The sequence below is a fragment of the Bacillus bruguierae genome (assembly GCF_037104725.1).
Taxonomy (GTDB): Bacteria; Bacillota; Bacilli; order Bacillales; family Bacillaceae_G; genus Bacillus_A; species Bacillus_A bruguierae.
This window is the reverse complement of sequence record NZ_JBAWSX010000007.1, coordinates 66,642-90,535: the sequence shown is the minus strand read 5'-3', so window position 1 is coordinate 90,535 and position 23,894 is coordinate 66,642. Positions and strand designations below refer to the sequence as shown.

Here is a 23,894-nt window from a genome sequence, read left to right as displayed (position 1 = left end):
AACTGAGTAGTTACAAATTATTTTAATTTGGACATAAAAAGAGGCGGCTACCAAAAGCTTGGTGATTACCGAGTTTTTGGTAGCCGCTTTTTGTTATTTCTTGATTAGTGTGCCTAATTCTTCTGTAATAGCTTGCATTTCGCTAATGCTGAATGTGTCGCGTTTCATAACGTGTTCATAAATATCACGTAAGTCTTCATACATGTCTTCATTGAAGTTTGAAGCTCTCATTGCACCAGCGTTTACCATACGTAATTTTTCTTTAATTGCTTCTACCATATATTCAACGTTCTCTTGTGTTTTTACGGATAAATCCACGGAAGTGTCCCCCTTTAAAATAGCATAGACTTATCTTAACATTTTTTTATCATTTTCGTTAATGGAAGTTTGCAATCATAGTGAATGCCCTCTCCTTAACACTTCTACGAGTTGTTTGAAGAAGGGGACTTCTGTTGGACTTTTGTTAAATTGGTACTTATTTTCTTTATAAGTAATTGTTGATTGTTTATACTAAATATAACAAATGCATCGTGAAGGGAAGAAACAAATATGGTTCGAGTTTTATTTGTTTGTCTAGGAAACATTTGTCGTTCTCCGATGGCAGAAGCAATTTTTCGTGAGCTTGTCAAAAAAGAAAAATTAGAAACAGTAATTATTGTTGATTCGGCTGGAACTGGGGATTGGCATATCGGCCATCCGCCTCATCATGGCACACAAAAAATTTTAATGGAAAATGCAGTGTCCTTTGAAGGAATTAAAGCTCGTCAAGTAGAAAAAGAAGACTTAACAAAGTTTGATTATATTATTGCAATGGACAATAAAAATTTAGACGATTTAAAGGCTTTAGGTAAAGCAGGCGGTTATATTGGCAGACTATCCGATTTTGTTCCAGACGGTGGCTGGACAGATGTTCCGGATCCATACTTTACAGGGAACTTTCAAGAAGTATATGACCTTGTAACAGAAGGATGTGCAAAATTGTTAGCGTTCATTCGACATGAGCAGGGAATATAAGGATGTTAGTTCAGAAAGTATAATGTGAAACTTTCATCGGTGGTCTTTAGTGATGATTAGTTACACCAATTAAGCTCTTATGGAGAGTGATCTCAAGTGTTTTCCTTTGAGATTTTATTGTTCGTTAGAGTGAGATAACTTTCTAACAAAATAGATGAAAGGGTGAAGGAATATGGCGAAGAAGGGAAATCTTGTACGAAATATTGCAATCGGTGTAGCAGCAGGTGTGGCGGTTTCTATGTTAAAGAAGGAAAATCGTGAAAAGGTGAAGTATACAGCAGGAAAAGCGAAAACAAAAATGATTGAAATTGGTGAAAATGCAAAGCTAAAAGAAAAAGTGCAAACAGTTACAGATAAAGGTCGTGAACTTGCTGACTTTAATGTTGTAAAAGCAAAAGTAGCGGAAATTAAAAAGTTAACACCAGCTGTTGTTGAAACTTTAAAAGAAACGAAAGATATTTTTAGTAAGAGGAAGAACAATGTAAAAGAACAACCAGAAACAATTGAAATTCAAGGAATCGTGCCAACTGAAGAGTTAAAATCAGAAGAAGAGCTGGTTGCCGCAGAAGATGGCGGTATGAAGGAATTTATTGCAGAAGAGAAAAAATCAGAAGCGTTTATCGAGTTAAAACAAAATAAAGAAGAAAAGAAAAGCGTTTAAAAAAGATGAAAACATTTTTACAAAAAGCAAGAACTCATCATGTTTTCACATTTGGAAAAGATTTATATGATCGAACATTGCGAGATGATGTAGCGGGCTTAGCAGCACAGCTCGCTTATTTTTTCTTGCTTTCTCTTTTTCCAGCGCTCGTTTTTTTAATAACACTTCTGGGATATATTCCGATTCAGACGGAAGATGTATTAGCCTTTTTAAAAGATTATGTTCCTGAAGATGCAATGAGTTTGATTGAAGTAAATGTACATACAATAGTAAATAAGCAAAATGGTGGATTATTATCATTTGGTTTACTTGCCATGTTATGGTTTGCATCCAATGGTGTCAATGCGGTGATGAAGGCATTCAACCGTGCCTATGATATTAATGAAACACGTTCATTTATTACAACAAGGGCATTATCAATTGTATTAACATTGGCAATGATTTTTATGATTGTCTTTGCTTTAATTCTACCTGTATTTGGTCAATTAATTGGAGCAGCGATTTTTAAAGTTTTAGGTTTATCTGAGGAATTTTCATTCATTTGGAGTATTGTTCGATTACTACTAAGTTTTCTCGTATTATTTGGTTTGTTTTGTTTTTTGTATAAATTCGCTCCAAATCGTCATGTAAAGAGAAGAGAAGTGGTGACCGGGGCATTATTTGCTACAATTGGCTGGATTGTGGTATCGTATTCATTTGCATACTATGTCGATAACTTTGGAAATTATTCTAATACATACGGTAGTCTCGGCGGTATTATTATTTTAATATTATGGTTTTATTTAACCGCATGGGTGATTTTACTTGGTGGAGAAGTTAATGCGATTTTAAATTGTTATCGAACGGGTGACAATAATTCCCGTAATCAAAAATAATCTTCTGTTCCATACTAAGAGGGAATAGGGGGGATTATTCATGGGTCAAAATAAAACTGGCAATAGCAAAAATGATAAAAATCAACGTAAACAACGCAGCAGCTCGCAGCCAAAACATAAAACGAGCAGCAGTGCAAACGGACATAATAGTTATCATTAAAAAAGGGGTTCCATATCGGAACCCTTTTAATTATTTGCTTTTAATAATCGTAATCCATTTAAAATAACGAGAATAGTACTTCCTTCATGACCGATGACACCTAATGGAAGTGCTAAAAATTGTAGGAAGTTTGAACAAATAAGCAGCATGATGACAGTCAATGAAAAGATAACATTTTGCTTTACAATGCGATTCATTCGTTTTGATAAGCGAATTGCTTGTGCTAAGCGGGAAAGTTCATTTTTCATTAAGACAACGTCAGCCGTTTCTAAAGCAACATCAGTTCCTTCGCCCATAGCAACTCCAATACTTGCTGTTGCTAATGCAGGAGCATCGTTAATTCCGTCACCAACCATTGCTACTGTACCGTATTTCTCTTTCAATTGTTTTATTGTTTCTACCTTTGTTTCTGGTAAGCAAGATGCGTAATACTCTTTAATATTACTTTCAGCAGCGATTGCTTTTGCTGTTTGTTCATTATCACCTGTAATCATAATTGCTTTGACGCCAAGAGTTTGAAGCTCATGAATTGCAGCAATTGTTTCTTGGCGCAATGTATCTTTTAAAGCAATAAGACCAAGAATACCTTTTTCATCGCTTACATATACAACCGTTTTTCCTTCTTGTTCTAATTGCGCCCAAATACCGTTATAGAATGATCCGGTTTCTTCTCCAATAAAATCAGCTTTTCCAATTTGGTACGCTTTATTTTGCAATGTTCCTTTTAATCCGAATCCAGTTACATCTTCTACGTTTTCTGGTTTTGTTAATGTAATGTCATGTGCCCATTTTGCATATTTCACAATTGATTCAGCTAGAGGGTGTGTAGAATGACTTTCAATGGATGCTGTAATGTGTAATAACTCTTTTTCGGATATTCCATCACGAGTATATACATCTGTTACTGTTGGTTTTCCTTGTGTTAATGTACCCGTTTTATCAAAGGCAATGGCTTTTAATGAAGCCAATCTTTCTAAATGAACACCGCCTTTAAATAAGATGCCATGCCGTGCACCGTTTGAAATTGCTGATAACGTAGCAGGTGTAATAGCTGCAACAAGTGCACAAGGCGAAGCGACAACGAGTAGAATCATCGCACGGTAAAATGTTTCATTCCAGCTCCAACCAAGAGCATAATGAGGAACGAACATCATGAGTGATACAACAAGAAGTACACCTTTGACATAGGTTCCTTCAAACTTTTCAATGAAAAGCTGTGAAGGAGATTTTTCGCTTTGTGCGTTTTGTACGAGACGAATAATTTTTTGGAACAATGTTTGATCACTATGTTTTGTAATTTTTACTTCGATGGCACCGCGTAAGTTAACAGTTCCTGCGAATACCTCGTCACCAGATTTTTTTTCACTTGGAATTGGTTCACCTGAAATGGCCGCTTCGTCAATATTTGTTTCACCAGTGTGAATAATACCGTCAGCAGGAATGCGTTCACCTGGTTTAATTAAAATGATGTCATCGATTTGCAGCTGTTCGATTGAAACACGCTCTTCTCCGCCTCGAGAAATGCGCAATGCTTCTTCAGGTTGTAAGTCGAGCAGTGCTGAAATTTCCTTTTGACTTTTGCTCATCGTGTAAGCTTCCATAGCTCCGCTTAAAGCAAAGATAAAAATTAATATTGCCCCTTCTGTCCAGTAGCCGATAATTGCTGAACCGATAGCTGCAAAAAGCATGAGCATTTCAACGTTCAGCTCTTTTTCGGCAATTGTGTCTTCAATACCTTCTTTTGCTTTTGCATAACCCCCAATTATATAAGCTAATACGTAAAATATGGTTGCAGTTGTTGTAATGCCATTCTTTGTTAGTAACCAACCTATCAAAATCAAAACTCCGGATGTAATTGCAAAAATGAGTTCATAATGTTTTTGAAATGTTGCAAGCCAAGGTGAAGAAGTCTTAGTTCCTTGTTGCCTTGATAATGTTTTTACTTCAGAATTCATAGATTTTTTGCTCCTTTCTATTGAGAAAAAGAATCATCATCGAAAGCCTTATAAATCGGCGAAAGCTGCCATCCATCTAGATAGCAGCATTCTGTTAAGTTGAAACGTTCTTTTGTTTTAAAAATATTTTTACTTGTGAATTCATCTCGTTTCACTCCTTTCATTGAGAAAAAGAATCATCATCGAAAGCCTTATAAAACGACGAAAGCTGCCATCCATTCGGATAGCAGCATTTCCTAGAAAACACACTCTGTGTAGTTATTTACTTTATTATTACTATTCTAAATTGTAACATATGTTTCCTTATACGGAAAGTTTTTTACTTATTCCGCTATTTGTGGGGAGTAAGTACCCACCTCAAGATTGAGGGAGAAGTGAAAATACTTGTTTTTTTGACTCCGCTTTGTTATATATGAATATTGTTCATAAAAAGCACGGAAAGGAAGACATCCAGTGAAGGCAGAAAGATTTTTTACACATCCGCTCGGTGTATTTGTTGCAGCATTAAGTGCAACTTTTCTATGGGGCAGTGCGTTTCCATTTATTAAATTAAGTTATGTCCAGTTAGACATTCAGCCTCATGAAGTAGGCGAGCAAATTTTATTTGCAGGTTACCGTTTTTTCTTAGCAGGAATGATGCTGTTATTCTTCTTTAAAGCGTTAGGGAGAAATGTATCTTTTCAAAAAGGAACAACGAAGCAACTTGTTCAAATTGGTCTGTTTCAAACGTTTTTACAATATGTTTGTTTTTATATCGGCTTGAGCTATAGTACTGGGATTGAAGGAGCAGTTATTTCTGGAACATCGTCATTTTTTCAAATTGTATTAGCGCATTTTCTATATAAAGATGATTCTTTAAATATGAGAAAAATCGTTGGTGTATCAATTGGTTTTTGTGGCGTCATTCTTGTAAACATTCCAAAAGGAAATATGGATTTTCACTTTGGTATTGGTGAACTGTTATTATTAAGTGCGGCAATGTTGTACTCATACGGTAACATTTTGGCGAAAGAAGGAAGTAAAACGATGGATGTAGGCTATATGACCGCATATCAGATGATTATCGGTTCTTTAGGCTTATTGTTTATCGGGGTTTTACAAGTTGGATTGATGCCATTTACATTCCATATGCAAACGTTACTTATGCTGCTATACTTATCATTCTTATCAGCAGCGGGATTTTGTATTTGGAATACAGTGATGAAATATAACAAAGTCGGAAAAGTATCGATGTACATGTTTTTCATTCCTGTATTTGGTGTCATCTTATCAAGCTTGATTTTAGGCGAAGCAATTCATTCTTTCGTATTGTTTGGATTGGCATGTGTAGCGACCGGAATTATTATTGTGAATCGTACACGTAGTGAAAGAAACGCATCGCATGCAAAAAGTAGCGCAATGTGAAGAGGTTCATGGAGAGCCTCTTTTTCATATGGAAAGCGAAATTTCTATCAGTGTCCGTGAATAGCGTGATAAAGTTTGGAACAATTTTTTTATGAAAATTATAGATAAAAGAAAGGAAAATGATGATTTTATATCGAATAACAGAGATATTAATTCATCAAGGAGAAAGATATGAATGAAATGTACGTACTGTTAATAGGACAAGTAGTTTTATTTTTGTTCGGGACCATTTATGCAATAAGACAATCAGAACAAACAAAGGAAAATGAACCGTTACCCTTATTCATTCGTTTACTCCTCACTTTCTCATTAACTGGAGCTGCGATATGGATGTGGATACAGGACCCGGCAACACCTTATCGCCAGTGGGTTGCAATTGGTATGATTTTATCAACAATTGGTGACTTGTTTATGGCCGGCTTAATTCCATTTGGGCATCGTCTCATTGGTGGAATGGTGACATTTGCTATTGCGCATTGCTTATATGTTACGGCCTTTTTAGAAACGGGTATTTCGTGGAATGGCTTGTATATTGGTTTAGCGGGATACGGCTTGTTTTTAATTATTGGTTGGTTCTTTTTTATTCGAAATCATAAGCAGGATCGATTATTTACAATAGGTGCGCTTGTATACGGACTTTGGGTTGGTGGAATGGCGTGTTTTGCATTTGCGCTTGCTTATTTGAATCAAGATATGTGGTGGATTCCAGCGCTTGGTGGTTCTCTATTTGTCATTTCTGATTTTATTATTGGAATTACTGATATTGGTGGACGGAATGTAAAATATGATCCTCTTTTAGTTTGGGCAACATATGTGGGAGCACAAATGTGTATCATTTATGTTGGTATATAGAATGTGAAAGAAGAACTGCTTGAGAGCGGTTCTTTTTTGTTGTTAAAAAATAAGAAGCATGCAAAGCAACTTATGATGAATTTAACGGAGGATTTTGGTCCGATGAAAATTTCAAAAAATAAAATCTTTGTAATGGGAGATAATCGATTAGTTAGCCGTGATAGTCGTAATGGATTAGGATTAATTGATAAAGATGATGTATTAGGAAGTTTAATTTCCATATATTATCCTTTTAGCCGGTTGCAGATTATAGATTAGAAGGAGGGAAGTTATGGAAGAGATTGTTGGTCATGTTTTAGCTGGAATCGCACGGGGAGCAGTTGCAATCGGGGAAATAGCGGTAGATGCTACTAAAGTTATCGTTCGAGGAACAATCGGAGTTGTAAGAGTTATAGGAGAAGCTCTAGCAGAAGAACTTGTAGAGTTAGCGTTAGAAACTATAGAAGGAAGAGAAAAGCGAAAACAAAGAAGATTTGCTCGTCATGTGGAAAAGTTAAAGGGACATGATTGGTTTAAGGTTATATATGAAAATATAAAATGCCGAGGTATCATTCATACAGACAAACGTTATCTACACTTGTTGAGTAAGCGGCGGTATGTACAGAAACTGGCTCGTAATGAAAACGAACGTAAGCAATTTATTCAGCGAATCCGTATTGAAGCAAAGGTTGATGATGTGATTTGGGATATACAACAGGATTAATTTTTTACATACATATAAGAAGTAACAAAGCAGCCGATATTGGCCGCTTTGGTGGTTTTATCTATTACAATTAAAAAATCGACTCCATGTTTGTTTCTAACATTAACTCTGTATCAGGATTCTCCTTATCTATACTTAAGACTACTTCATACTGACGCAATCTTAGTTCAAAGAGTGTTACAGGATCACGATAAACTTCAGGATTTGATTTCATTTTATGCAGTGTATTTTGCTGTTCTTGTATTTCTAAATGCGTGTGTTCCACAGCTTGTTTCAATGAACTAAATGGATCTCTAAAGAACATAGTAATATCTCGCTCTAATGCATTTTCAAATAACTCAAACTGCAAGAAAAACTTGTTTATAATAGAAGTAGTTACATCAGTAAAATCTTCATTTTCTAAATACTGTTTGTATTTGTTATACAGCATTGTTTTATTTTTAGGAAGAGATCCGAATAATTTTCCTGCACTTTTTAGTAAAAATTGCGCGGGCGTAAACCGGCGGAAGATATTTACTTCTTCCATTTGTATTCTATTCGTCATTCTATCTGTATCTCGGCGCCAATCATCAAGTATTTTAAAGTCGCATTCTAACTGGATTCGATTTTCTCCACATAACGAGTTAAGTCCTTCACTTATTTCTTCTAAGTATGATTGACTTTGAAGGAACTCGTTATTAGAAGTTTCAATCCAATTCTGCATGGATGAAGCGAAGTTAGGTAATACAGTTTGTTCTAGATAGTTTCGAATTCTCTCATTCATCGCGGTATTTAATTCAATATCAATGTGTCTAAAATCGCTGTCTTCACTGATTAGATCAGAGCAGCCTTGCAGTAGCCTCGGAATATGCTCTGTAAGATCGTTCGTAATTTTATGTTTCATTGTACGATATGAATCTGTAATAAAATGAATTTTTTCCTTTTCAAAAGCAGTGACATTATTAATAAAGCCATTTAGTCTCACTAAAATATCTTCATTCCAACTAATAGAATCCACTAAGTTGTTTTCCATCTCAACTCGTTTATCTAAAAGATATTGAATTGCTTTTCGAATGAAAAATAGTATTTTTTTCGTACGTTCTTGATCAAGATTTTTATACTCAAAGTTAAAATTGACAAAATCAGTTAACTCGTTTAGCTGTTGAGTGTTTGTATATAACGATGAATAAGGTAAAACCCTCGCATGTGGGAAATATGTGTGTATTCTTGTTTGCGTATCATGTATAACTCGTTTTACTTCAGCTTCGCTGTAAATGTTATCAATTTTATTTAATAAGAAATGAATTTGTAAATCTGGTGCATGTGCTTGAATGTTTAATAAAATGTCACGTTCTTTATCAGTAAAAGGAGAATCTGCATTCAATACGAATAACAAACTGTCTACTGAGTTTAAATATCCGAATGTTTCATTTCTAATATCGTTGTTTCTATTAAAGCCAGGTGTAACAACGAATGCTAGTTTGTTTTTACTTAAAAACTTGCAAGGTAATTTAAATTCAATACATGTTTTTTCTCTATATGTTTGTCGGTGCATAGACATCATGTTATGGAAATCTGAGAAATTATTAGTCGTTGAAATTGTTGCATCTGTTATTGCATTAATTTCTGTATGAGCGTCATCCTTAAAGATAACTGTATTTGAGCTTGAATCTTCTAATATATTTTCTCCTAGTACAGAGTTGATAAATGAAGATTTTCCGTTTCCAGAAGTTCCTGTTACTAAAAGACGGTTTGTTCTTAAATCTGCAAGCTCACAGACCAACCATCTAAAGCGATGTCCCATTTCTAAATCATTGTTTTGTGCCCACTGTGTAATAGAATCAAAAAGATGTAAACTATAGTCTAAATCATCCGTGTAATTGGTGGAATGTAACAATAGTTTTTCTGCATGTTGCACGTCTGCCGAATCTATTTTAGCAGGGAAAATCTCATCCCATGCCAATACTGCTGCAGATGGAAAGACAGAGCGAGAAGGATTGACCATTTTTAACCAATTCGTTAAAATATTCGGAACAATATCATGTAATTGTCTCAGCATATACTGGCCTTGAATTAATTCAAAATACGTTTCTTCATAAAGAGAAGAAATGTTGTCCCATTCATCGGTTGAATGTACTTCGATATGTGAGAAAAAGTCATTTATTGTTTTAAGCCAAAGCAAATAAGTTTGCTCATTCTTATAGCTGTGCCAAAGTGATGAAACAATTTGTGTAAATTGGATTAGGTCTACATTGTGTAATGTAACTAGTACCTTATAGAAATAATCTGGTGAAATGGTTTTCGTAAATCCTTTATCAATATATTCTTTTAAAATCTCAAACCATTGGAAGGACTCTGTTCGAATCATTTCATTTATTGCAAGTTCCACCGCACTATCCCAATCTTGCTGTTCTTCATAAAAGGAACGAGCAATGGTTGTAACGTTTGGATAATCGGGATTTACAGAAACAGCGTCTTTAATAACTTTGAAGGCTAAATCCAGTTTGTTTTGTTCTATGTAAAGAGAGAGTAATTGCAATGAAATTTCGGTCATAAGTATTTTATTATCAGTAGTAATGGACGTATACACAGTTTCGGCAGCTGATAATTGATTGAGTTCGAAGTAAGCATCTGCAATATTCTTCTGTGCCCATGGTTCTAATTCATTATTGACTTTCTCCCATTTAAAAATAGCGGATTCAAAATCTTGATGGTGATAATAAAACTCACCTTGTGCAAAACGAATATAAGATCCATCCGAAAATTCATTTTTTTGCTCAGCTAAATAAGCTTCTCCAAGTACTTGAAGAGGCGGATGTGTTTCATTTTCCATTAAAAATGTTTCATAATATATTTTTTTTATTAACTGTTTTTCTAGTGTCATGTTTTTCCCCCACTATATCTTGAAAAGTGTATATTCCTTTATATGTCAACACTTTTTTGCATTGATGCTCTTTATTCTAGCAAAGATTTTCTTTTGAAAAATTTCATTTTCCTTTCATTTTTAGAGTAGGATTGAATTTTCATGCATAAAGTTTCAGTTTTTTTTCAATTTCCTTTCAGTTCTGAAACAACATTGGCTCTTCCTAATAACATAATAAGACTATAATATTCTACATGAAGTTGTAACATTGGATGTAGAGTTCGTCATAAAAACAATGTATAGTGAATATGTATACCATGTTTGCTTTATTGATGGAGAGGGTACAATGTGGAATAACGATAACGTATAGGATGTGTCGTGCGAATGGAACAACATATTGGTGAATTAATCGCACACTACGGTTATTATGGAATTATTATTGCGCTTGCTGGAGGAATTGTTGGATTACCAATACCAGATGAATTTCTACTTACATTTGTCGGATATAATATTTCAAGGGGATATATGTCAGGAACAGAGGCGTTTACGAGCGGCATGGCTGGGGCTATAATTGGGATTACATTAAGTTATATGCTTGGTTTAAAACTTGGACTCCCTGTATTGAAAAAATATGGTTCTAAAGTGGGGATTAAAGAAGCTCAAATCGAGAAGACTCATATTTTATTTGAGAAGTATGGTCCTTTTTTATTAGTGTTTGGCTATTTTATACCTGGTGTTAGACATTTAACTGCTTATTTTGCAGGAATGTCGGGCTTAAAATGGGGTAAGTTTTGTTTATATGCGTATGGCGGTGCTTTCATTTGGGTGAGCGTTTTTATTGGACTTGGGTGGAAATTAGGAGAAAAGTGGCGAGATGTAGAGTACAATTTACATCGATACGGATTTTGGATTGGTGTTGTTTCAATCGTCATCGCTTTGATTGTTTATACATATGTAAAAATACAAAAAGATAAGAAAAACCGCTAATGTATATAGCGGTTTTTTATATGCTACTCTGTGATTTCTTCATATAAGAAGTACGTCACATTATAAATATGTTCTACTTCGTCATCTGTCATATACATAAGTTCTTCTCGTTCAATTCCTTTTTTCTTTTCAATAAATTCAATCATATTTTTCCGTTCTTCTCTCTTTATCATTTTTATTTCTCCTCCCAATCTGTTTTAATACAGTTTATTTAAGTTAGTACTATTATATAACAGAATCTTTAGAAAGTTCCACCTTTTTCAATTTTTTTTGGATAAGAACTTTTCGACAAAACAAGACCTCGCAAAATATTAAGTATATATGTATTAGAGAAGTAAGGTAAGAATGCGTGGTTTCTTACGATACGGTGTAATACGAGAGATACCAGTTTTTTTATAGTTTTCTTGCTTACTTAATAAAAACTCATCATTTACTTCAGCATGATTGTTAAGCTGATTTTTTCTTTCTTCAGGAACGTATTTTACAATATAACCTAACTCCACTTGTAGAAACATTGATAACATTTCTTCTTTCCTAAACATCGTTATTTTCAGTCAAATACACCTAACAAACTCATACCATAATCTCAGTTCCATCTATTTTTGTGCGCAAAGAAAATATAAAAAAGCATCCGTTATTTCACGAATGCATTTTATCTCATCATTTGCTTAATAAGTTCCCGGTTACGTTGTTTAAAAACATCATTATGGGAAGAAACCATGCCATATTCACTTGCATCCGGCTGAATAAATTGTTTTGCTTTATTCACGGCGTTCCCAGCATCTTGAAAAGCACCAGCGATTAAATGCAATTTACCCTCGTGTTTTAAAATATCTCCCGCAGCATATAACCCTTCTATGGAAGATTCACTATTTGCATTACCTGCAATAAAGTAATCATCTATTATTTCAATATTTAGTTCACTATTCTTCAATAATGTCATATCGCGTTCGTATCCATGATTAATAATGACTTCATCAATTGGTAAATATGAAACTTCTCCTGTTTCATGATTTGTTAATTCCACACGCTCAATTGCTTCATGATTATCACCTGTAATTAACTTTGTAATTGTTGTATGCAAGAAGCATGTTGCAGAGCTATTCATAAGTTGGGTTACTTGTGCTTCATGACCAGACAAAGTATCTTTTCTATATGTTAAATACACTTTTTTTGCGATCGGCTCCAGTTCATTAGCCCAATCGATTGCAGAATTGCCTCCGCCTGAAACAATGACCGTTTTATCTTGAAAATGTTTTAAAGATTTTACAGTATAATTTAAATTCGATACTTCGAATCTTTCAGCACCTGCAATTGCTAATTTTTGTGGCTTTAATATTCCGCTCCCTGTTGCTACAATAACAGTCTTTGAAAAATGTCTTTTTCCAGAGGATGTCTTTAATACAAAGATTCCTTCTTCATTGCGAGTTATCGATTCTACTTTTTCATTTAATACTACTTCTGGATGGAATGTTAGTCCTTGCTCTACAAGTTGATCAATTAACTTAGCCCCCATAACTGGTGGCAATCCTCCAATATCCCAAATCATTTTTTCTGGATAAACATGTATCTTTCCACCTAATTGTGGCTGAAATTCAATAATCTTCGTTTTCATTTCTCTTAATCCACTATAAAACGCTGAATAAAGCCCTGCAGGTCCACCACCAATCACAGTTATATCAAATAATTCCTCTTGATTCATTCGCGTTCACTCCTCAGTTTTTAATGTATATTGATTATCATTCTCAGTAAAATATAACCTGTTTCGATTAGATTTACAATCCAAATTACTATTGACAATATAAAAAGATAAAATTATATTATTAAGTGATTGAAATTGATAATCATTTTCAATTTGTAAACTATTAACAAAAATCGGAGGGAATATAACGCTTCATTGATTTATAAATCATTCAATTACTTTTATTGCAATAAATCTCGATAGCAAGATTTGTAAGCCCAATGTAGAACGAATTGTGAGATATCATCCTGTTAGAAAGCTATATATTACGTTTATTTTATAAAAAGGAGAAGACGAATGAAAAAATTATTCATTTCACTTACAGTTCTATTTGTACTTGTTATGAGTGCTTGTAGCAACGGATCAACAGATAAGAAAAACGATTCAAGTGCAAAGAGAAGTAAATCAGAAACAATTACATACCAATCTGAAAATGGTAAAGTTGAAGTCCCTGCAAATCCCAAACGTGTCGTTGTATTATCATCATTCGCAGGTAACGTAATGTCTTTAGGTGTAAATCTTGTTGGGGTAGATTCATGGTCCAAACAAAATCCACGTTTTCAAGAGAAATTAAAAGATGTTGCTGAAGTGTCAGATGAAAATATCGAAAAAATTATTGAATTAAATCCAGACTTAATTATTGGTTTATCTAATATCAAAAACGTTGATAAGTTAAAGAAAATTGCTCCAACTGTTACATTCACATACGGAAAAGTAGATTACTTAACTCAACATTTAGAAATCGGTAAATTACTAAATAAAGAAAAAGAAGCAAAAACTTGGGTGGACGATTTCAAGAAACGTGCACAAGCGGCAGGGAAAGATATTAAAGCAAAAATTGGAGAAGATGCAACTGTTTCTGTTATTGAAAACTTCAACAAGCAAATTTATGTATACGGCGAGAACTGGGGCCGTGGAACAGAAATTCTTTATCAAGAAATGAAATTAAAAATGCCTGAAAAAGTAAAAGAAAAAGCATTAAAACCAGGTTATTATGCATTATCTACTGAGGTTCTACCTGAGTATGCTGGGGATTACTTAATTGTAAGTAAAAATAAAGATACTGATAACTCATTCCAAGAAACAGAATCATACAAAAACATTTCAGCTGTGAAAAATAATAGAGCATTCGAAGTAAACATGATGGAATTCTACTTTAATGATCCACTTACATTAGATTTCCAACTAGACTTCTTCAAGAAAAGCTTTCTTGGTCAATAATACAACAATGAGGAATTCTTATTTTAAGAATTCCTCTTCCTTTATTCTATGAAAAGAAAAGATGTGAAACGAATGACAAAAAACAAGCCACGTGTAGCCTCCTTTACGTACAAATTTATTTTAGGAATCATTGCGTTTTTCCTTATTTTTATAATCGCGATGTTGTTTGGTGCGGCAGATACAACTGTAAAGGATGTATGGTTAGCGCTTACTTCTTCAGCCAAAGGAGAAAAGCTTTCCCTGATCCGTGAACTACGCTTACCACGTGAAGTTGCAGCTATTTTTGTTGGGGCCGGTCTCGCTGTTTCTGGTGCAATTATGCAAGGACTAACCCGCAATCCACTTGCGGATCCAGGTCTACTTGGTCTAACTGGTGGTGCTAACGCTGCACTTGCTATTACCATTGCCTTTGTACCCTCTGTAAATTATTTTTATATGATGATTGCCTGCTTTATTGGAGCAGCAATCGGTGCAATTATGGTTTTGGGCATCGGGTTGATTCGAAAGGGAGGGCTTTCTCCCTTTCGAATCGTCCTTGCTGGATCGGCAGTTTCAGCGTTCTTAGTTGCGGTTTCAGAAGGCATTGGAATTTACTTCAAGATTTCGCAAGACGTATCTATGTGGACAGCAGGAGGTGTAATTGGAACAACATGGAGCCAGCTACAAATCATTATTCCAGTTATTTCAGTAAGTATATTCATTGCCATTTTATTTTCAAAGAAATTGACGATTCTAAGTCTAAGTGAAGAAGTCGCAATTGGGCTTGGTCAAAAAATTATCGTCATTAAAACCGTTCTTTTTATTGTTATCATTTTGCTTGCAGGTGCCTCTGTTGCACTTGTTGGAAACATGGCATTCGTAGGTTTAATGGTGCCCCATATGGTACGACCAATCGTCGGGCCAGACTATCGCTTTGTTATCCCGATGTCTGCAATTGTTGGCGCTTCTTTTATGCTACTTGCTGACACAATCGGACGTACAATGAATGCTCCATATGAAACACCACTTGTTGCCATTGTTGCCATTGTAGGTCTACCATTCTTCCTATTTATTGTACGTAAAGGAGGAAGAACATTCTCATGATTCAACAATCAATTTTAAAAAAACAACGACTCATTATAATGGCTTTACTTATACTTATTATCGCAACAATCATAGTCGGTATGGGATTAGGAGCTGCTTCACTCTCCTATGATAGGCTGCTTCCAACATTATTTGGACAAGGAACATTTAAAGAAGAATTTGTTTTATTCTCTCTTAGATTGCCTAGAATTACAATTACACTATTAGCCGGCATGGCACTTGCCTTATCAGGGGCTATATTACAAGGGATTACTCGAAACGATTTAGCTGAACCTGGAATTATCGGTATTAATTCAGGAGCAGGTGTAGCGATTGCAATTTTCTTTTTGTATTTTCCAATCGATGCAGGTTCATTTGTATACTTACTACCAGTTGTTGGATTTATGGGGGCTTTTATTACAGCTTGCCTGATTTATGTCTTTTCATATAAAAAAGCTACGGGACTTCAGCCGATAAATTTAACATTAACGGGGATTGGATTTTCATTCGCACTCTCAGGAACAATGATTGTAATTATCTCCTCTGCTGAACGTACCAAAGTAGATTTTATCGCAAAATGGATTTCCGGAAATATTTGGGGAGATGATTGGGTCTTTGTATTGGCTATCCTTCCATGGTTAGCTATATTGATCCCGTTCACATTATATAAGGCAAACCGTCTAAACATTCTTGCCTTAAGCGAACCCGTAGCGATTGGCGTCGGGATCGAAATTGAAAAAGAACGCCGCTCTCTACTACTAGCCGCCGTTGCATTAGCCGCCGCTGCAGTTTCAGTTACAGGGGGAATCGCCTTTATCGGGCTTATGGCCCCGCACATTGCAAAATCTTTAGTTGGGCCAAGACATCAAATGTTTGTCCCTGTAGCCATTCTGATCGGTGGATGGCTATTATTACTTGCAGATACAATTGGTCGGCATATTGTAGAACCAAGTGGAATTCCTGCAGGTATTATGGTTGCTTTTATTGGTGCTCCTTATTTTATGTATTTGTTACTGAAAAAGTAGAAAAAGCCTTCGAGAATCTCCTTTCTCAAGGCTTTTTCTATTTCTTATTATTGACCATATCCTTCAAATTATATTTAAAATCTAACGAAGTCTTGTTTTGTTCGTTATCCCGCTATTTGTGGGCAGTAAAGGCTGGGGAAGCACGGGGGAAAAACTGCCCGTAAAAGTCCGATTGGGTGGGCTAACCATCAGTGGGGGAAGTTTCACTTTATAGACGTAAAAACTCTGGTTGTGTTGTACCAGCACTATCAATGTAATAAATGGTATCAGGATTAATTTTTATTAACACGTAATTTGGATCTTCAGGACCAAGTAACCAACGTTTTAAACTATTTGTCCAAAATTTATTTTTTAACGTACTGTCTTCTTCAATAGAAGCAATGCCTTCTATTTCAAGATATTCTTCTTCCCAGTGCTTTCCCTGGCGACCAAGTAAAACATGAACATTTGTATTTTGTTCGATATCTGTTATTTTTTTTGATTGCCGATCTGTTGCAGCGTACAATACGAAATCTTCATGAAAAAACATCATAAAGCAGCTATACGGTTTGTTGTCACGAATGGTTGCGAGGACACCAATTTGTTGGTTTTGGATAATCTTTTCAATTTTTTCTTTTAGATGCATTTGTTTCTGCTCCTTTCTAGTTAACGCTCATATTTTTCTAAAGAGGAATTTCTCGTAAGAGTCCAATCGGTTTTACTAATTGCACTTACGTTAGTGAAATTTTTTGCTCGCTCTTACTTTTTTCTTCAATGCTCTTTTTTAAACGTAATTATGATAAAAATTGGGTAAATTAGAAGAATAATAATGGTAATATAAAGAGTGATTGAGAAAGAAATGGAAGGATGAAAAGGATGTTTAATAAGATTTTTTTATTTGTTGCAGTCATTGGTGTACCGCTTTCTGTTCTTGGTAACGTAATGCATTGGCCACAAACAATTATGTTTGCTGTATATTGCGTTACAATTATTGCACTGGCCGGTTTTATGGGGAGAGCAACGGAAAGTTTGGCGGTTGTGTCAGGCCCCCGTATAGGCGGATTGTTAAACGCAACATTTGGTAACGCAGTTGAACTTATTATTTCTATTTTTGCATTGCAAGCTGGGTTAACGGAAGTAGTACTCGCTTCGCTAACAGGTTCTGTTCTCGGTAACTTATTGTTAGTTGGTGGACTTTCCTTTTTTATAGGTGGTCTAAAGTATAAACGTCAAAGCTTTAATGTTTATGATGCGAGACATAATTCATCTTTATTAATTTTTGCAGTCGTTGTTGCTTTTGTGATTCCCGAAATATTTTCAATGAAAATGAACGTCGAGAAAACGTTCCAACTTAGTATCGGCATTGCTATTATTATGATTGTTTTATATTTAGCAGCATTGTTTTTCAAACTTGTTACGCACCGCGGCGTATATCAGCATAAAGAAGAAGAAGTAGAGCATGATGAAGAGCCGGAATGGTCAAAAGGAAAAGCGTTGCTTATTTTAGCGATTGCAACAGTAGCAGTTGCCTATGTATCAGAGGCACTTGTACATACAATTGAAACAGTTGCTAAGACATTTGGCTGGAGTGAATTATTTATCGGGATTATCATTGTGGCGATTGTCGGAAATGCAGCAGAGCATGCATCGGCTATAGTTATGGCTTATAAAAATAAAGTTAATATTGCTGTTGAAATTGCAGTTGGTTCAACATTACAAATTGCTATGTTTGTTGCGCCTGTACTCGTCATTATTTCTATGTTCTTTGCGGTAAATATGCCTCTTGTATTCACGATTCCAGAATTGGTAGCAATGATTACGGCTGTATTTTTGACAATTGCCATATCAAATGATGGCGATACAAACTGGTTTGAAGGTTTAACATTACTTGCCGCTTATCTCATTATGGGGATCGGTTTCTATTTATTATAAAAAGTTTGGATAACAATAGAGAGCAGGGAAAAGAATATAACCGTATAGTCCCATTAGGAAGGAGCTTTACGGATGAAACGAGTGTGCAATATTTATATCACCATTATGTTCTCGTTTATCTTTTTATTTCCTTGTAGTAGTTTTGCGAAGACAGAATTGAATGTGAAAGTTCCGCCATCTGTTTTAAACGTTTCCAAAGAAAATACGTATCCAAATCCAACAGAGGACCTGCCGCGCTTACAACCGAGTGAATTAGCAAAAACGTTGCTTGAGACATCGCCGATAAAGATTGAAAATCCGGATTTAATTCGAATGTTTAATGAAACATCTATTTCAAATGCACCACTTGCAGTTGGATATCGCGCGAAAATTTATTTAGGACAATGGCCTTTAAATTATGAATCGATTGAAACAACAATGAACTGGGAATACAGGCAAGTCAATCGGAATGTTCATGATAATCGCGGTGGACAGGGATTTTATCCACTTCGCTATAAACAAGAAGCACAAAAACTAGTAGAAAGTGGGCTTACTTCTTACATTAAGGATGCAGAAGATGTGAAGAAGATGATGCTGTTAAAAGCGATGGAAAAAGTACGTTTACCTCTTTCGTTTAAAACAATTATTGGTTATGGAACCCAGCATGAACGAGTATATAATATTAGTCCGAAACAACTTGGATATTTATATGCGTATACGCCAGCAGTTAACGAAAAAGGAAAAGTAACATTTGGCGAAGTATATCTTGTCTTAAAAGGGAATCAGCGAAAATTGATGATTAAAAATATCACATCACAAGGAATTGGAGCATCCATACCAATTCAAGATCATCTTTCCTTTAAGTTTATTTCGTCTCCTGATCCAAGGTAAAGGTTCATACAAAAAACGTCAGCATGATAGTACGCTGACGTTTTTTCTTACAACGTGATGTTTGCTTGTTTCGTTAAGAAATTTTCTGTTGGATAATAACTATTTTTTACAAGAATGTTTGGTCCAAGGCATTTAACAGCTGGACAATGACAGCCTAATTCTTTTGCTGTTTGTGAGGAACTCCACTTGTCATAAGCTTCTTGCAGTGTATTTGTTTGAACATTTCCGAGCATTGGAACGTCACCGAAATCTGTAACGATAATACTGCCGTCAAAAATATTTACATTTAAACGAGAACGACCGTCTGGATCATTACGTACTGTGACATTTTTACTTGTATGCAGCTTTTTGAATACTTCTAAATCACGTTCGTCGTTGCTACATGCATAGAATGGCAATGTTCCAAATAGCATCCATACATTTTCATCGCGAATATCAAGAAGGTGTGAAATGGCACTCAAAATTTCATCTTTCGTTAAAATTTCAAGATTGCTAGCAAAATCACTTGGATACATTGGATGTACTTCATGACGTTTACAACCCATCTCTTCAACGATTTGACGGTGAATATGTTCAATATGCGGAAGTGTACGTTTATTGAGCATTGTTTCAGCAGAAACAAGAACACCTGCTTCTGATAAGGCTTTACTATTTGAAATCATCCGTTCAAATAATTTGGCACGTTGTTCATATGACGGTTTGCGCTCCATCATCGCAAATCCGCCCTCAACGAAATCATCAATCGTTCCCCAGTTATGAGAAATATGTAAAACATCGAGATAAGGAATAATTTGTTCATAACGGGCTAAATCTATAGTTAGGTTAGAGTTAATCTGGGTGCGAACGCCTCGTTCGTGAGCATATTTTAAGAGCGGTGTTACATAGTTATCAACAGATTTTTTGGAAAGCATAGGTTCGCCGCCTGTAATGCTTAAAGAACGTAGATGTGGAACTTCATCTAATCGTTGTAATAATAAATCAAGCGGAAGTGGGTTTGGATCTTTTGGCTGTAATGTATAACCAACAGCACAATGTTCACAGCGCATATTGCATAATGTTGTCGTTGTAAATTCAACGTTTGTTAATAATAATTTGCCATACTCTTCAAGGTCCATATAAGCTTCCCATGGATCATAAGAAGGAGTAATCGGCTTCATTTTTTGTGATGTATCCATTTATGAAATACTCCTTTGACTATTGAAATAACAATTTGTCCATCCTCTATGATAGAAGAAGATTGCTTTTTAATAAAGTGAAACTTCCAGCAGTGGGGAGTTTTTTTCCTTCCCACTGCTGGTTAGTTGAACCAATCGGGCTTTTACGGACAGTTATCCCCGCCTATCTCTTTTGCTTCTCTCTTCATCCTAGGAAGGGGATTTACTGACCGTTAATGCGGGATAAAGTGAAACTTCCAGCAGTGGGAAGTTTCACTTTATCCCTCGTCTATCTTTTTTGTTCTTTCTTCATCATAAGATGATGGAGTTTACTGTCATTAAATGGCCGGATAAACCATTTTACTAAAATTTCATGACCGCGATAATCGCTTTTGCTGTATAATGAAATAAAGATTCAACAAGTACACAAATGAGTATGCTAGATAGGAAATTAGGATAACTCGAATAAAAAGGAGAGAGCACCTATGGGAAATGCTACTTACGATAAGGATTCACAATTAGTATATTTGAAAGAACGTTTAAATATGTTTATAGAGGTTATTGATACAATTGAACCAGAAGACGTGGAACTAGAAGATGTAGATCGCCTTCTTGAAATGTTAGATGATATTGAGTTTAAGTGTGAGCAATTTAAAAAGAGTGAGTAATCAGAAGTCGACAACAAAGGTTGTCGACTTTTTTATTTTCACTGTAAATAGGATGAAAATATACTTTATAATGTGAATATGGAAAAGGAGGAATTATATGTCATATCATTTGATGGAGCCTATATTACAAGGAAAACAAGCAAGAGAAACAAAAACGTATAATATTTATAACTTTTTTGTTATTGGATTTATTTTTGGGATTATTCCGATTATGATTTTAGGAACTTGCAATGCGATTTGGTTAAAAGAGTCCAAAAAGAAAATATACACACTTCTTATGATAGGAATAATGACTTTATTAGCAATGTTCATCTGTGCGGCTCTAATTGGCGATATATATGTGCTAAAGATTGCTTCTCGAATAGCTGCTGTAGTCGTAACAGGTGTGTATGTATATGCGCTGCGGGAACGGTTTCGAATTCATAATTTAGTAAATGAAAATGTAGAGTCGTTACGTCGGATAGGTTTAATCATTGGAATAGTTGGTATCATTGCCCAAGCGGCATTGATAGCAGGAGGGGAGATGCTCCATGTCAACTTCACAAAGTGAAACGATGTTGTGGCAAGAAGCGTTGCATTATTACGAGATTGGTCATATTGAAACAGCACAGCAGAAATTGGAAAAATTGCTTTCTCATAATCCGCAGCATGCGGAGGGATTGTACTTTTTGGGATGTTGCTATGCAGATTTAGAACAATATGATGAAGCAAAAGAGCTTTGCTTATCAGCTTTGCAACATGGTTATACCCCAGAAGAAGTTCACTATACACTTGGACATATATATACAAATACGAATGAACTTGAAAAAGCGGAGCAAAGTTTTTTGAATGTCCTGTATTCAGACCCTTCCAATGCGCAAGCGATGGCGAAATATGCATACATTTTATTAAAAACAGGTCATATTGAAAAAGCTAAGCAACTTATACAAGAAGCAGTAGAAGTTAATCCGAACCATCCTACCGTTCTCCATTATCAATTTATTTTATTACTCGCAATAGGAACGAAACAAGAAATAGAGGAATCTTTAAAAGATAATTATTATGTATCAGATAACGAGGTAAACTTTTTAGTGAAGTTAGGACTCCATGCATCATCAAGGAAAAGGTATAGAGAAGCATACAAATATTACCGACAAGCGTTCTTGTTGGCGCCTAATAATAAAGATTTACTTGAAATTTTAGAAGAAGCAGAAGAGCTGATTCATCCGATTTTCTTTCCGAATGTCCTCATAGGTAAAGTAGGCGGTTCACTTATCTTTTCGGCAATAGGTTTTGGAATGTTAAGTTTATTCGCTGCATTACATTGGGAAGTTATGATGAGAGTCGTACTTTTATTGTATTTTATTATTTTTATATGGGGTTGTTTTTCTACACCGATGTACAAATTGTATAAAAAAATAAAAGAATCATGATGGGAGAGCGCAGGGTGAATAAAATAGATGTATTAAAACAAGTGGTAGCACAAGATGAAGAAAATGGATTGATTTGGTATTTGATTGGGGTGGAGTATAAAGAGCAGGGAGAGATAGCAAATGCGCTGCAAGCTTTATCGAAAGCCCTTCAGTATGGTGATCAAGAATGGAAGGATAAAGTTGCTGCTGAACTTGCAGCTTTATCAAAGGCGCTTACAAATCCGAAAGAAGCAATACATGTAACAGAAGAAGAGAGCCATTTTGAAAAAAACGAGCATTACGTAGTAGAGCCATCTCCGGAAAAAGAAAAACAGTTACATACAGCTTATGTAAATGAAAACGCGGAAGAAAATGTGATTCCGATGAACGTGCTTCAAGGCGGGAGAAGCAAACAAAAACATGAACAAGATCAGATTACATTTAAAGATGTCGGCGGTTTGCATGATGTGAAAAAAGCGATCCAAATGAAAATTATAAAACCTTTTACTTCACCGGGGTTATTTGAACGGTTTAAGAAAAAAGTTGGTGGTGGTATTTTATTATATGGCCCTCCTGGCTGCGGTAAAACATATATTGCAAAAGCAACTGCAGGAGAATGTGGAGCGCATTTTGCGACAATGAGTATTACGGATATTCTTGATCCGTATGTTGGCGTAAGTGAACAAAATGTACGGGAAATTTTCCGATATGCTCGTTCTAAAAAGCCATGTATTTTATTTCTAGATGAAATGGATGCACTTGGATTTAACCGGAGCAAAGCATCAGGGCATCCGACACTAAGAACAGTTATAGATCAATTGTTAACAGAAATCGAAGGTATTGATACGAATACAGACAAATTATTGTTAATTGGGGCGACAAATATGCCGTGGGATATTGATCCTGCATTTAAAAGACCAGGTCGCTTTGACAAAATGATTTTTGTTTCACCGCCCGATTTAGAAGCACGGAGCAGTATTTTTAAGATTAAGTTGGCGGGAAAACCAATTTCAACAATAGATTACGATATGCTAGCGAAAGAAACAGAACTCTATTCTGGTGCTGATATTGAGAATGTAGTGGAGCTAGCTTTAGAAAATGTTTTAGAAGAAATTATGACAACGGGCATAGAGCGGACCATTACAATGAAGGATTTAACCGATGCTATAGTAGAAACGAAACCATCTACATTAGAGTGGTTCCGTACAATTAAAAATTACATTAAATATGCAAATGAAAGCGGTGCATATGATGATGTACAAGCATATTTAAAAAGATACAAAAAAATATAATCCCATTGAGATGCTATTGAAAATAGAAGGAATAGAAAAAAAAGAGTATAATCAAATTGTGAAATTTTGCAATGCGTTTTGGTAGCGTTCACAATTGAGGGGGAAG

The 23,894-nt window shown here is 35.2% G+C and carries 24 protein-coding genes and 1 pseudogene; 17 read left to right on the top strand and 8 right to left on the bottom strand.

Features of this window, described 5'->3' with window-relative positions:
* Positions 1-93 precede the first annotated feature (93 nt).
* Positions 94-318: a DUF1128 domain-containing protein gene (locus WAZ07_RS13520; protein ID WP_020061147.1), complete on the bottom strand. Its 225-nt coding sequence runs from the start codon at positions 316-318 to the stop codon at positions 94-96.
* Between the two features lie 231 nt (positions 319-549).
* On the opposite strand from WAZ07_RS13520, the gene WAZ07_RS13515 reads away from it, so the two are divergent.
* The 3 genes from WAZ07_RS13515 (at position 550) to WAZ07_RS13505 (ending at position 2,550) form a co-directional block, all read left to right on the top strand.
* Positions 550-1,014, top strand: a complete 465-nt coding sequence (locus tag WAZ07_RS13515) for a low molecular weight protein-tyrosine-phosphatase (protein ID WP_336472875.1) — start codon at positions 550-552, stop codon at positions 1,012-1,014.
* 172 nt (positions 1,015-1,186) lie between these two features.
* Entirely contained in the window at positions 1,187-1,675 is a 489-nt protein-coding gene (locus tag WAZ07_RS13510; protein WP_336472874.1) for a DUF4075 domain-containing protein, read from the top strand.
* A 5-nt stretch (positions 1,676-1,680) separates the two neighbouring features.
* Positions 1,681-2,550: a YihY/virulence factor BrkB family protein gene (locus WAZ07_RS13505; protein ID WP_336472873.1), complete on the top strand. Its 870-nt coding sequence runs from the start codon at positions 1,681-1,683 to the stop codon at positions 2,548-2,550.
* 186 nt (positions 2,551-2,736) lie between these two features.
* Here WAZ07_RS13505 and WAZ07_RS13500 read toward each other — a convergent pair whose 3' ends face one another.
* The gene (locus WAZ07_RS13500) at positions 2,737-4,665 is read right to left on the bottom strand and encodes a heavy metal translocating P-type ATPase (RefSeq protein WP_336472872.1); all 1,929 of its coding nucleotides are present in this window, start codon (positions 4,663-4,665) and stop codon (positions 2,737-2,739) included.
* Positions 4,666-5,118: 453 nt separating this feature from the next.
* On the opposite strand from WAZ07_RS13500, the gene WAZ07_RS13495 reads away from it, so the two are divergent.
* The 4 genes and pseudogenes from WAZ07_RS13495 (at position 5,119) to WAZ07_RS13480 (ending at position 7,624) form a co-directional block, all read left to right on the top strand.
* A complete protein-coding gene (locus tag WAZ07_RS13495) occupies positions 5,119-6,069 on the top strand; it encodes a DMT family transporter (RefSeq protein WP_336472871.1) in 951 nt (316 codons plus the stop codon).
* A gap of 171 nt (positions 6,070-6,240) precedes the next feature.
* Entirely contained in the window at positions 6,241-6,921 is a 681-nt protein-coding gene (locus WAZ07_RS13490) for a lysoplasmalogenase (protein ID WP_336472870.1), read from the top strand.
* Positions 6,922-6,960: 39 nt separating this feature from the next.
* Positions 6,961-7,179, top strand: a pseudogene (locus WAZ07_RS13485) (S26 family signal peptidase); the annotation flags it as partial.
* Positions 7,180-7,192: 13 nt separating this feature from the next.
* On the top strand, positions 7,193-7,624 hold the full coding sequence (locus tag WAZ07_RS13480) for a hypothetical protein (protein WP_336472869.1): 432 nt from the start codon (positions 7,193-7,195) through the stop codon (positions 7,622-7,624).
* A 70-nt stretch (positions 7,625-7,694) separates the two neighbouring features.
* On the opposite strand, the gene WAZ07_RS13475 is transcribed toward WAZ07_RS13480, so the two are convergent.
* A complete protein-coding gene (locus WAZ07_RS13475) occupies positions 7,695-10,487 on the bottom strand; it encodes a dynamin family protein (RefSeq protein ID WP_336472868.1) in 2,793 nt (930 codons plus the stop codon).
* Between the two features lie 363 nt (positions 10,488-10,850).
* On the opposite strand from WAZ07_RS13475, the gene WAZ07_RS13470 reads away from it, so the two are divergent.
* Entirely contained in the window at positions 10,851-11,453 is a 603-nt protein-coding gene (locus WAZ07_RS13470; RefSeq protein ID WP_336472867.1) for a DedA family protein, read from the top strand.
* Between the two features lie 23 nt (positions 11,454-11,476).
* Here WAZ07_RS13470 and WAZ07_RS13465 read toward each other — a convergent pair whose 3' ends face one another.
* The 3 genes from WAZ07_RS13465 to WAZ07_RS13455 all read right to left on the bottom strand — a co-directional run bounded on the left by WAZ07_RS13465 (position 11,477) and on the right by WAZ07_RS13455 (position 13,155).
* Positions 11,477-11,623 carry a BH0509 family protein gene (locus WAZ07_RS13465; protein WP_139207695.1) on the bottom strand — a complete coding sequence of 49 codons (147 nt, stop codon included), beginning with the start codon at positions 11,621-11,623 and terminating at the stop codon, positions 11,477-11,479.
* A 156-nt stretch (positions 11,624-11,779) separates the two neighbouring features.
* Positions 11,780-11,977, bottom strand: coding sequence for a hypothetical protein (locus WAZ07_RS13460; RefSeq protein WP_336472866.1), 198 nt, complete (start codon positions 11,975-11,977; stop codon positions 11,780-11,782).
* Positions 11,978-12,105: 128 nt separating this feature from the next.
* Complete coding sequence (locus WAZ07_RS13455; RefSeq protein WP_336472865.1) at positions 12,106-13,155, bottom strand: NAD(P)/FAD-dependent oxidoreductase; 1,050 nt, start codon at positions 13,153-13,155, stop codon at positions 12,106-12,108.
* A gap of 336 nt (positions 13,156-13,491) precedes the next feature.
* Between WAZ07_RS13455 and WAZ07_RS13450 the strand changes: the two genes are divergently transcribed.
* From WAZ07_RS13450 to WAZ07_RS13440, 3 genes are read left to right on the top strand one after another with little or no spacing between them, the layout of a single operon-like run.
* Positions 13,492-14,415, top strand: a complete 924-nt coding sequence (locus WAZ07_RS13450; RefSeq protein ID WP_336472864.1) for an iron-hydroxamate ABC transporter substrate-binding protein — start codon at positions 13,492-13,494, stop codon at positions 14,413-14,415.
* A gap of 48 nt (positions 14,416-14,463) precedes the next feature.
* Positions 14,464-15,498: a FecCD family ABC transporter permease gene (locus tag WAZ07_RS13445; RefSeq protein WP_336472863.1), complete on the top strand. Its 1,035-nt coding sequence runs from the start codon at positions 14,464-14,466 to the stop codon at positions 15,496-15,498.
* Positions 15,498-16,502 (top strand): FecCD family ABC transporter permease, encoded by a 1,005-nt coding sequence (locus WAZ07_RS13440; protein WP_336472972.1) that lies wholly within the window; start codon positions 15,498-15,500, stop codon positions 16,500-16,502. Before WAZ07_RS13445 ends, WAZ07_RS13440 begins: the two co-directional genes overlap by 1 nt.
* Positions 16,503-16,710: 208 nt before the next feature.
* On the opposite strand, the gene WAZ07_RS13435 is transcribed toward WAZ07_RS13440, so the two are convergent.
* Positions 16,711-17,127 carry a pyridoxamine 5'-phosphate oxidase family protein gene (locus tag WAZ07_RS13435; protein ID WP_336472862.1) on the bottom strand — a complete coding sequence of 139 codons (417 nt, stop codon included), beginning with the start codon at positions 17,125-17,127 and terminating at the stop codon, positions 16,711-16,713.
* Between the two features lie 230 nt (positions 17,128-17,357).
* On the opposite strand from WAZ07_RS13435, the gene cax reads away from it, so the two are divergent.
* Together cax and WAZ07_RS13425 are read left to right on the top strand one after the other, a co-directional pair.
* The gene (cax, locus tag WAZ07_RS13430; protein WP_336472861.1) at positions 17,358-18,413 is read left to right on the top strand and encodes a calcium/proton exchanger; all 1,056 of its coding nucleotides are present in this window, start codon (positions 17,358-17,360) and stop codon (positions 18,411-18,413) included.
* Positions 18,414-18,485: 72 nt separating this feature from the next.
* Entirely contained in the window at positions 18,486-19,283 is a 798-nt protein-coding gene (locus WAZ07_RS13425) for a YfkD famly protein (protein ID WP_336472860.1), read from the top strand.
* A 47-nt stretch (positions 19,284-19,330) separates the two neighbouring features.
* On the opposite strand, the gene yfkAB is transcribed toward WAZ07_RS13425, so the two are convergent.
* Positions 19,331-20,458, bottom strand: coding sequence for a radical SAM/CxCxxxxC motif protein YfkAB (yfkAB, locus tag WAZ07_RS13420; RefSeq protein WP_336472859.1), 1,128 nt, complete (start codon positions 20,456-20,458; stop codon positions 19,331-19,333).
* Positions 20,459-20,922: 464 nt separating this feature from the next.
* Here yfkAB and WAZ07_RS13415 point away from each other — a divergent pair, with 464 nt between their 5' ends.
* From WAZ07_RS13415 to WAZ07_RS13400, 4 genes are all read left to right on the top strand, one after another.
* Complete coding sequence (locus WAZ07_RS13415; RefSeq protein ID WP_020061169.1) at positions 20,923-21,105, top strand: SE1561 family protein; 183 nt, start codon at positions 20,923-20,925, stop codon at positions 21,103-21,105.
* A 97-nt stretch (positions 21,106-21,202) separates the two neighbouring features.
* On the top strand, positions 21,203-21,655 hold the full coding sequence (locus tag WAZ07_RS13410) for a hypothetical protein (protein ID WP_336472858.1): 453 nt from the start codon (positions 21,203-21,205) through the stop codon (positions 21,653-21,655).
* Positions 21,636-22,517, top strand: coding sequence for a tetratricopeptide repeat protein (locus WAZ07_RS13405; protein ID WP_336472857.1), 882 nt, complete (start codon positions 21,636-21,638; stop codon positions 22,515-22,517). Before WAZ07_RS13410 ends, WAZ07_RS13405 begins: the two co-directional genes overlap by 20 nt.
* 14 nt (positions 22,518-22,531) lie before the next feature.
* Positions 22,532-23,788: an AAA family ATPase gene (locus WAZ07_RS13400; protein ID WP_336472856.1), complete on the top strand. Its 1,257-nt coding sequence runs from the start codon at positions 22,532-22,534 to the stop codon at positions 23,786-23,788.
* Positions 23,789-23,894 lie beyond the last annotated feature (106 nt).